At 69.6% G+C, this 9,251-nt stretch carries 8 protein-coding genes; 3 read left to right on the plus strand and 5 right to left on the minus strand.

Going from position 1 to position 9,251, the window contains the following annotated elements; all coding sequences use genetic code 11:
- Nucleotides 1-51: 51 nt before the first annotated feature.
- Nucleotides 52-1,893 carry a phosphoenolpyruvate carboxykinase (GTP) gene (locus ACFVH5_RS42340; RefSeq protein WP_385839012.1) on the minus strand — a complete coding sequence of 614 codons (1,842 nt, stop codon included), beginning with the start codon at nucleotides 1,891-1,893 and terminating at the stop codon, nucleotides 52-54.
- A gap of 343 nt (nucleotides 1,894-2,236) precedes the next feature.
- Here ACFVH5_RS42340 and ACFVH5_RS42345 point away from each other — a divergent pair, with 343 nt between their 5' ends.
- From ACFVH5_RS42345 to ACFVH5_RS42355, 3 genes are all read left to right on the plus strand, one after another.
- Nucleotides 2,237-2,950 carry a hemolysin III family protein gene (locus ACFVH5_RS42345; RefSeq protein ID WP_107020298.1) on the plus strand — a complete coding sequence of 238 codons (714 nt, stop codon included), beginning with the start codon at nucleotides 2,237-2,239 and terminating at the stop codon, nucleotides 2,948-2,950.
- A 109-nt stretch (nucleotides 2,951-3,059) separates the two neighbouring features.
- The gene (locus tag ACFVH5_RS42350; protein ID WP_385839014.1) at nucleotides 3,060-3,728 is read left to right on the plus strand and encodes a TetR/AcrR family transcriptional regulator; all 669 of its coding nucleotides are present in this window, start codon (nucleotides 3,060-3,062) and stop codon (nucleotides 3,726-3,728) included.
- Between the two features lie 35 nt (nucleotides 3,729-3,763).
- Complete coding sequence (locus tag ACFVH5_RS42355; protein ID WP_385839015.1) at nucleotides 3,764-4,492, plus strand: Mut7-C RNAse domain-containing protein; 729 nt, start codon at nucleotides 3,764-3,766, stop codon at nucleotides 4,490-4,492.
- Between the two features lie 33 nt (nucleotides 4,493-4,525).
- Here the strand turns inward: ACFVH5_RS42355 and ACFVH5_RS42360 are convergent, their stop codons facing one another.
- The 4 genes from ACFVH5_RS42360 to ACFVH5_RS42375 form a co-directional block, all read right to left on the minus strand.
- Nucleotides 4,526-5,134, minus strand: a complete 609-nt coding sequence (locus tag ACFVH5_RS42360) for a hypothetical protein (RefSeq protein ID WP_385839016.1) — start codon at nucleotides 5,132-5,134, stop codon at nucleotides 4,526-4,528.
- Nucleotides 5,121-6,620 carry a substrate-binding domain-containing protein gene (locus ACFVH5_RS42365; RefSeq protein WP_385839017.1) on the minus strand — a complete coding sequence of 500 codons (1,500 nt, stop codon included), beginning with the start codon at nucleotides 6,618-6,620 and terminating at the stop codon, nucleotides 5,121-5,123. The genes ACFVH5_RS42360 and ACFVH5_RS42365 overlap by 14 nt, the downstream gene beginning before the upstream one ends.
- A gap of 149 nt (nucleotides 6,621-6,769) precedes the next feature.
- Nucleotides 6,770-7,951 (minus strand): toxic anion resistance protein, encoded by a 1,182-nt coding sequence (locus tag ACFVH5_RS42370; protein WP_385839019.1) that lies wholly within the window; start codon nucleotides 7,949-7,951, stop codon nucleotides 6,770-6,772.
- Between the two features lie 21 nt (nucleotides 7,952-7,972).
- Complete coding sequence (locus ACFVH5_RS42375) at nucleotides 7,973-9,061, minus strand: hypothetical protein (protein ID WP_385839018.1); 1,089 nt, start codon at nucleotides 9,059-9,061, stop codon at nucleotides 7,973-7,975.
- Nucleotides 9,062-9,251 lie beyond the last annotated feature (190 nt).

Raw genomic sequence — 9,251 nt, forward strand, 5'->3', positions numbered from 1 at the left:
GGCTGATCTCAGCCCGTCCGGCGCTTGCGGACAAACGACAAACGACGGGCGTCAGCCCAGACGCTTGACCAACGCCCGGTACTCGTCCCACAGCTCCACCGGCGTGTGCTCACCGAACGTGTTCAGATGCTCCGGCACGAGCGCGGCCTCCTCACGCCAGACCTCCTTGTCGACCGTGAGAAGGAAGTCGAGGTCGGACTCGGAGAGTTCGAGCCCCGCCGTGTCGAGCGCGCCCTTGGCCGGCAGCACACCGATCGGCGTCTCGACGCCCTCGGCCCGCCCGTCGAGCCGGTCCACGATCCACTTCAGGACCCGGCTGTTCTCACCGAAGCCGGGCCACACGAACTTGCCCGCGTCGTTCTTGCGGAACCAGTTGACGTAGTAGATCTTCGGGAGCTTCGCCTGGTCCTTGCCCTTGGCGACATCGACCCAGTGGCCCATGTAGTCGCCCATGTTGTAGCCGCAGAACGGCAGCATCGCGAACGGGTCGCGGCGCAGCTCACCGACCTTGCCCTCGGCGGCGGCGGTCTTCTCGGAGGCCACGTTCGCGCCGAGGAAGACACCGTGGTTCCAGTCGAAGGACTCGGTGACCAGCGGCACGGCCGTGGCGCGGCGGCCACCGAAGAGGATCGCCGAGATCGGCACGCCCCGCGGGTCCTCCCACTCGGGCGCGATGATCGGGCACTGCGCGGCGGGCGTGGTGAAGCGGGCGTTGGGGTGCGCGGCGGGAACGCCGGACTCGGGCGTCCAGTCGTTGCCCTTCCAGTCCGTCAGATGGGCGGGCGTCTCCTCCGTCATGCCCTCCCACCACACGTCGTTGTCGTCGGTGAGGGCGACATTGGTGAAGACGGAGTTGCCCCACAGCGTCTTCATCGCGTTGGCGTTGGTGTGCTCACCGGTGCCGGGCGCGACACCGAAGAAACCGGCTTCGGGGTTGATCGCGTACAGCCGCCCGTCCTCGCCGAAGCGCATCCACGCGATGTCGTCGCCGATGGTCTCGACGGTCCAGCCGCGGACCGTCGGCTCCAGCATCGCGAGGTTCGTCTTGCCGCAGGCGCTCGGGAACGCGGCGGCCACGTACTTCGACTTGCCCTGCGGGGGAGTGAGTTTCAGGATGAGCATGTGCTCGGCGAGCCAGCCCTCGTCACGGGCCATGACGGAGGCGATGCGCAGCGCGTAGCACTTCTTGCCGAGCAGCGCGTTGCCGCCGTACCCGGAGCCGTACGACCAGATCTCGCGGGTCTCCGGGAAGTGGGAGATGTACTTCGTGGAGTTGCACGGCCACGGCACGTCCGCCTCGCCCTCCTCCAGCGGCGCCCCGAGCGTGTGCACAGCACGCACGAAGAAACCGTCGGAGCCGAGTTCGTCCAGGACCGGCCGGCCCATCCGGGTCATGGTGCGCATGGACACGGCGACGTACGCGGAGTCGGTGATCTCGACGCCGATGGCGGAGAGGTCGGAGCCGAGCGGGCCCATGCAGAACGGGACGACGTACATCGTCCGGCCGCGCATCGAGCCGCGGAAGATCCCCCCGTTGCCCTCCTTGCCCTGGAAGACCTCCCGCATCTCGGCGGGGTCCTTCCAGTGGTTGGTCGGGCCCGCGTCCGCCTCGTCCTCGGAGCAGATGAACGTCCGGTCCTCGACCCGGGCGACATCGGTCGGGTCGGAGGCCGCGTAGTAGGAGTTCGGGCGCTTGATCGGGTCGAGCCTCTTGAAGGTGCCCTTGCGGACGAGCTCCTCGCTCAGTCGCTCGTATTCGGCCTCTGAGCCGTCACACCAGACCACACTGTCCGGCTGCGTCAGTTCGGCGATCTCGTTGACCCACGAGATCAGTTCCTGATGGTGGGTGGGGACGGTGTCGGAAGAAGAGGGAGCCGCGATGTCGCGCGCCACGATCGCTCCTAGATGAGGGGTTTTTGTTTTTTGTGCCCCGTGGGGGCTGCGACCCGGATGCTTCACGTAATCGATACTCACCGATCGTGACCGATCGTCACAGATTTTTACCGACCCTTATCGATCTTTTCGGTGGATATCGATCTTCCTGGCGCTCATCCGGTGCCGACCGCACTCATTTGATCATCCGACGGGTCCGCGCATATGTCCAGAGGGCCTCACACCTGAGCAGCGTGAGCATCACCACTCGCCGCCGGGCACCCGCGTGAGACGCTGGCCACTTGGCGCACTTCTGACGGTCGGCTGATACGTAACTTACGGTTCCGTAGGTACGATGGACCCCATGACTGCGCCCAGCCCCGACGCCTCAGCGGAATCGCCGGTCGTCGACCGTGTCGCCGAAGCGCTCTCCCTGCCGCACCCCGTCAAGCCAAGACTGCGCGGCTGGCTGCACGCCGGAATGTTCCCCGCGGTCCTCGTCTCCGGCCTGGTCCTGACGGCCCTCGCCGGCTCGACCCGCGCCCGTGCGGCCTGCGCGATCTTCGTCCTGACGGCCTGCCTGCTGTTCGGAGTCAGCGCGATCTACCACCGCGGCACGTGGAGTCCGCGCATGGACGGCGTGCTGCGCAGACTCGACCACGCGAACATCTTCCTGATCATCGCGGGCTCGTACACACCGCTGACGATGCTGCTGCTCCCGGAGAGCAAGGGGAAGTGGCTGCTGTGGGGCATCTGGATCGCGGCGCTCGCGGGCATCGCCTTCCGGGTCTTCTGGATCGGCGCCCCGCGCTGGCTCTACACCCCCTGTTACATCGCGATGGGCTGGGCGGCCGTCTTCTTCCTCCCCGACTTCATGCGGGCCGGCGGTATCGCCGTCCTGGTCCTGGTGATCGTGGGCGGGCTCCTCTACAGCGCCGGCGGCGTGATCTACGCACTCAAGCGCCCCAACCCGTCACCGCGCTGGTTCGGCTTCCACGAGGTCTTCCACTCGTTCACGCTCGCGGCGTTCATCGCGCACTACATCGGCATCTCGATGGTGGCCTACCAGTACGGATAGCCGGGGCCGACCGCCCCGGCCATGACATGACACCGGTTCCGGACATGGCACCGACTCCGCACATGACACCGGTTCCGTACATGGCCCCGGCCTCGGCGGATGCCCGACAATGACCGCCATGACGGCCGCACCTACTCCGCCTCCCGCCGCCCCGGCCGCCCCCGTTGCCCGGCCCCGGCCGGGACTCCGTGAGCGCAAGAAGATCAAGACGCGCACGGCCATCCGTGACGCCACGTACGGACTGATCCGCGAGCAGGGGTACGACGCGACGACGATCGAGCAGATCGCCGAGCGGGCCGAGGTGTCGCCGTCCACGGTCCTGCGCTACTTTCCGGCCAAGGAGGACATCGTCCTCACGGACGAGTGCGCCCCGCTGCTCGTGGCGGAACTGCGCGCCCGCCCGGCCGACGAACCATGGCTCGACTCCCTCCGGCACGTGTTCAGAACGGGCATCACCCTCGGCGCCTCGGCCCCGGCCCCGGAAGAACCAGAGGTGACCCGGCTGCGGACCAGGCTGATGGTCGAGGTGCCCGCCGTGCGCACCCGGATGACGGAGAACATGGCCCGCACCGGTCGGCTGCTCTGCCAGGTCATCGGCGAGCGCACCGGCCGGGCACCCGACGGCTTCGAGGTGCGCGTCGCCGCGATGTCCCTGGTGGGCGGTCTGACGGAGGCGGCCCTGTACTGGGCCGAGCACGGACACGAGGACGACCTCGGCGCCCTCGTCGACCGGGCCCTGGACGTCCTGGACCAGGGGCTCGCTCCGGGGAAACCCTGAGGCCACGGGCCCACCCCGCATGTCATCCTGACCCGGTGAACGGACCCGAGATCCACGTCGAATTCGCCCCCGGACTGCGGGTGTTCGTCCCGCACGGACGCCGTTCGGGGGCCACGTCGGTCGCCACCGACGGCTCCTCCACCCTGGGCCATGTCGTCGAGTCGCTCGGCGTCCCGCTGACCGAGGTCGGGGAACTCGTGGTGAACGGCCGCCCGGTGGCCGTCTCGCATCTGCCCGCGCCGGCCGACTCCGTCGAGGTACGAGCGGTCGAGCGCCCCCAGCCGGTGCCGGGCGCCCCGCTGCGATTCCTGCTCGACGTCCACCTGGGCACGCTGGCGCGCAGGCTGCGACTGCTCGGCGTCGACGCCGCGTACGAATCCCTGGACATCGGCGATCCCGCGCTCGCGACGAGATCCGCGGCCGAACGGCGGGTGATGCTCAGCCGGGACCGGGGCCTGCTGCGGCGCCGGGAGCTGTGGGCGGGCGCGTTCGTCTACAGCACCCGACCGGACGAACAACTACGGGACGTACTGGGCCGTTTCGCCCCCGCACTGCGCCCCTGGACCCGGTGCATCGCGTGCAACGGACTGCTCGCGGAGGCCTCGAAGGACGAGGTCGCCGAGCAGCTCGAAGGGGGTACGCGACGGTCGTACGACGTGTTCGCGAAGTGCGCGGAGTGCGGGCGGGCGTACTGGCGGGGCGCACACCATGAGCAGCTGGAGACGATCGTGGACCGCGCGCTCACGGAGTTCGGCCCCGCCTGAGCCCCCTCCCCACACGGCCCGCGGGGGAAGGGGCTACGCCCGGTCCTCCAGATAACGGGTGTGGGACTCCTGACGCCGGGCCTCCGTCTCGCGCAGACCGGCGGCCAGGGCCTCCGCCTCCTCGTGCAGCAGCGTGAGCTGTCGCTCAAGATGCCGCTCGGGTGCCTCCGTACCGGGCGCCAGCCGCACCCACCACCGCGTCCGTACGAACGTGTCGACGGCCTCCGGCACATCCGTCCGCACGGCCCGGGACAGCGTGTGCACCCCCTCCGGGTCCTGCGCGAGGATCTCCGCGACCCACCCGGGATCGAGCAGCGCCGCCAGCAGCTCGGTCAGCTCGGTGAGCCGCCCGGCGGCGGCGGGCGGCAGCTCGACGTCCGCGAGGTAGGCCCGCAACTTCCCGAAGTCGTCGCGGATCTCGCCCAACTGCGCGGACGGATCCGGGAAGTCCGGCAGCGGCGGCCGTTCCGGCGGGGCGATCAGCGCGCCCGCCCCGTACAGACCCACGACGACGACGGGCCAGTACGCCCCGGCGACCCCCGCGAAGGTCAGCCCGAGACCGGCGATCCCACAGGCGCTCCCGGTGAGGTTCTTACGGGACTCCAGATAGCCGAAGAGTCGGCTGGGCTCATTGGTAGCCACGGATCTCCTTGAAAGCGCCGTCCAGCGAGCCCTTCTGCGCGTCGAAGAGACGGCCGCCGGTCAGTTCGGCGATGTGTTCCAGCTCGCCGCGGTCGGAGTCGCCGAACAGGATCGGGAAGACGGGAATCCGCCGCTCGTCCGCGGACAGCCGCCCGTAGAACCCGTCGAACTCCGCCGGGCTCGCACCCTCCGTGTTCTCGCCGTCCGTCATCAGCACGACCGACGTGAACGTGTCGTCGTCGGCGCCCAACTGCTCGTACGCCTTCTGCAGCGACGTATAGATCGCGGTGTCGCCCTCCGCGGTGAGCGCCCGCGTGTCACGGCGGATCGCGTCGAGCCCCGAACGCGGGTCCTCGGGCCGCACCACATGCGTGCGTACGCTCTTGACGGCCGAACCGAACGGCATCAGCGTCACCTCCTCGCGTTCGCGGAAGTCGCCGGTGAGATCGGTGAGCGCCTTCTTCAGCCGCCCGAGCCGCCCGTCCTCACCCATCGAGCCCGACGTGTCGAGCACGTACACGGTCCGGGAGGGGCGGCGCAGCTTGTTCTCGTACGAGTCGAGGAGCCCGTCGGCGACGGAACGGCTGCCCGGGAACGGCAGTTCGCGCCGCCGGGTGCTGTCGAGCCCCGCGGCGGGCCGCACGGAGGGCACGACCGGCCGGCGCAGTGTCCGCTCGGTGATCAGCTTCTGAGCCGCCGGGGTACGCAGGGCCTCGGTGAGCCGGCGGACGTCCTCACGGACCTCCCGACTCGTGTTCGTGAGCGAGGAGAGCGGATAGTCGGCGGTGACGACGCCGTCCCGCGGCCTGATCACCGTCAGATCCTTCCGCGACTTCAGCACCGACTCGTAGTTGAGCAGCGCGTCGACGTCACCGCGCCGGTCGTACGCCTGCGCCAGCCAGCCCGACGACCCGGACGTCAGCTTCTGCCCCTTGAAGAACTCCGTCAGCCGGGGCGTCGCCTTCCGCACATCGGCGTCCGTCAGCGCGGACTGGGCGTCGGACAGACCCGACGCCACGGACACGAGGGTGGAGAAACCCGAGTTGGAGCGGGACGGGTCGGTCATGCCGTAGGTCAGGCCGCCGCTGTGCACCGCCTTCTCGATGTCGGCCCAGGTGACGTCCTCGGGCTTCCATCCCAGCTTCCGTACGGTGGCGGCCTTCACCCCGATCGCCAGCGGGCTGGACATCACGGGAGTCTCGGACACGACCTGCCTCGCGGCGGCGGGGTCCAGGTGGAGGTAGTCGTTGGAGGAGAGCCAGACGGCGTCGTAGGTGCCCTTCGTCCTGCCCTTCGCCAGGAGGTCGACGGCGTCGAGCGTGCCGATGTAGGTGGGCTCGACCTTGATGCCGGTGTCCTTGCGGACCTGGTCCAGGACGGGGGTCATGTCGACGAGTTCGCTTGACGCGAGTATGCGCAGGGTTCCTGGGGCCGGCTTCTCTGCAGGGTTCGGCCCCTCCACGGCTGAGGTGCATCCGGCGGTCATTGCTGCCAGAGCGATGGCGGCTGCGGCCCGGTGGGTGGTCTGTGCCCACCCTCCCCCACGCTCGGCTTCGCTCGCGCGGGGGGACCCCCATCGCCCTGCGGAACGCCTGCCCACGGACCACGGGGACGGGTGTCTGGGTGTTGGGCGGTTCATGCGAGGTGGCCTCCTTCCAGGGCGCCCTGTGCGCGGCTGCGGTCCAAGTAGGCCGTGGCGTGCTGGAGTTCTGTGGTGAGGGATTCCACCGTCGCCGCCATCGTTTCCGTGGCCTGGGCCTTGTACGTGTCGATCGTGTCCAGCGTCTGGTAGATCTGCTGGAAGGCCGAGCGGAGGGTCTCCGCCCCCACGGCCGGATCGGCGGCGATGCGCTGGATCTCGCCGCTCTGGGTGGCGAGCATCTCCGCGTTGCCGCGGATGAGGTCCTCCGTCGTGCCGCGCAGCGCGTTGACCTGCTCGACGACCTTGCGCTGGTTGTCGAGGGCGGACGCGAGCATGACCGAGATGCGCAGCGCGGAGACCGTGGTGGTGGCCGCGCGGTCGACGCCCTTGATCAGTTCCTCGTTGTTGCGGCGGACCACGTCCATCGCCAGATACCCCTGGGCGCACACCGCGAGCTGGGTGAGCAGATCCTGGTGCTTCTGCCGTACGGGGAAGAGGACGTCCGCGCGCAGGGTGTCCGCCTGGGCGGGATCCTGCGCCTCCACCCCACTGATGTGCCCCTCGACCGCCGTGTCCAGCGCCTCGGTCAGGACCACGTACTCCTGGAGCTTGCCCATCGAGTCCCAGAGGCGGACGCGTTCGGTCTGCAGGGCGGCGTTGTCGCGCCGCAGTTCGTCCTGGCCGCCGCGCAACGAGCCCACGATCTTGTTCAACGTGCCCTGCGCGGAGGCGTACTTGGCCACATGGTCGCGGAGCTTGTTGCCGCCGGGCAGCCGGGACAGCAGCTTGCGGGCCCTGCCGCCGGGCAGCTCGCGCGGGTCCAGGTCCTCGACGGTGCGCCGCAGTTCGACGAGCGAGGACGAGACACGCGACTGGGCGTCCTCGCCGTTCGAGGGAAGGGCGCGGATCGTGCGCTCCAGCATGCGGTTCGACTGGGCGGCGGCGCCGCGCATCTCACCGGACCCGAGCGCCACGATCTCGCCGATCCTCCCGGCGAATTCGGGGGAGCGGGCGTCGAGTACGGCGAGCCCGTCGACGTACTCGGCGGCCTTGCGCGCCATGTCCGTACGCACGGACTCGTCGACCGGTACGAGCCCGCCGGCCCTCTCCTTCGGCACGGCCGCGACGGCCTCGGGAGGAGTGAGAGTGAAGGTGTCCTCGTTCTTGTTCCCCATGTTGCTCACGTGCGGTTCCCCCTAGTCCCGGGCCCGGCGTGCCATCTCGTGCAGCACCTTGGAGGCGGGCACGGGCACCTGCCGGACACCGGTCAGCGTCTGGTTGAGGTAGGTGGTGTGGGCGTCGGTGGCCGCCGTGAACTCGGCCGCCGCGCCCTGGGGCCGGAACCCGTGCCGCACCGCGAGCGCGCGCAACTCCTTGTCGGTCCCCAGCAGTTCACCGAGTGCGCGGCCCTCCGGGGTGAGGGGGACGACCGTGTGGTCGCTGTTGGCGGTGGTGTCCGGGTAGAGAACGACCAGGTCGTCGACGCCCTGGCCGCCGGCGAGGAGGGCGGCGACCTGGGACTCGTACACGAGGACCAGCGGGTTGCCGACGCCGCTGACGAAGTCGCGGAACGCCGCGTCCGTGCTGGTCTGCTGCGAGCCCTGGACGCTGATCAGCTTGCGCATCAGGGGCGCGGTGCGGTCGACCGCGGCGGCGCCGTCGGCGACCCGGCCGCCGTCGGCGACGTAGGAGGCTGCGGCGAGGTACAGGGCGCCGGAGTTCGAACTGGTCGGGTCGGTGGTGGAGATGAACAGCGTGCCGCTCAACTCACCGTGCTTGTCCGCGCCCTTGAGCTGCTGCCAGGTCCGGTCGGCCCCGGCGGCCTTGAGATAGGCCTTCATGTCGAGGGTGCCGTTGCCCTTGCCGCCGCCCTTGCCCTTGAGGGTCGCGAGGCCGTTGCCCGCCAGCACCTCGGCGGCGCTGCGGTGCGCCACGACCACGAGGGGCGAGTAGAAGGGGCGCGGCAGGGGCTGCCGTACGTGGTACTTCGAGGCCAGTTCCCCGGCGGGCGCCTGGCTGGAGGGGAACGCGAAGTCGTACCCCTTGAGGTCGAGTCCCTCCATGGCCCAGGACCCGGAGGTCTCCGTCTCCACGGTGTAGCCCCTGGCAGCGAGGGCCTTCACCACATCCGGGTCGGCGAAGAACTCCGCCTTCTCCGACCCGATCACTCCCTGCACGGTCTTCGTTGCCGTGCTGCTGTCCTGGTCTTCGCGGCCCGCTACGACGGCTGCTGCCACTCCGCCGATCAGGAATACCGCCAGGACGATGGCGATGATTCGTCTCACATCCGGAGCGTGCTCCCGGAACTCAACGTTCCTCGTCGCATCGCATGAACACGGGGTGACGACCGCATCCCAGTACGCAACCGGATTGCAGCCTTCCTTTTCTCGGGGGCCAGCCCCCGAACCCCCGGTCCTCAAACGCCGGACGGGCTGAAGGGTGCGGGGGCCGGCTCCCGTGCCCTCGGGTTCTCAG

It is taken from the genome of Streptomyces sp. NPDC127119 (assembly GCF_042677425.1).
In the GTDB taxonomy this organism is placed as follows: Bacteria; Actinomycetota; Actinomycetes; order Streptomycetales; family Streptomycetaceae; genus Streptomyces.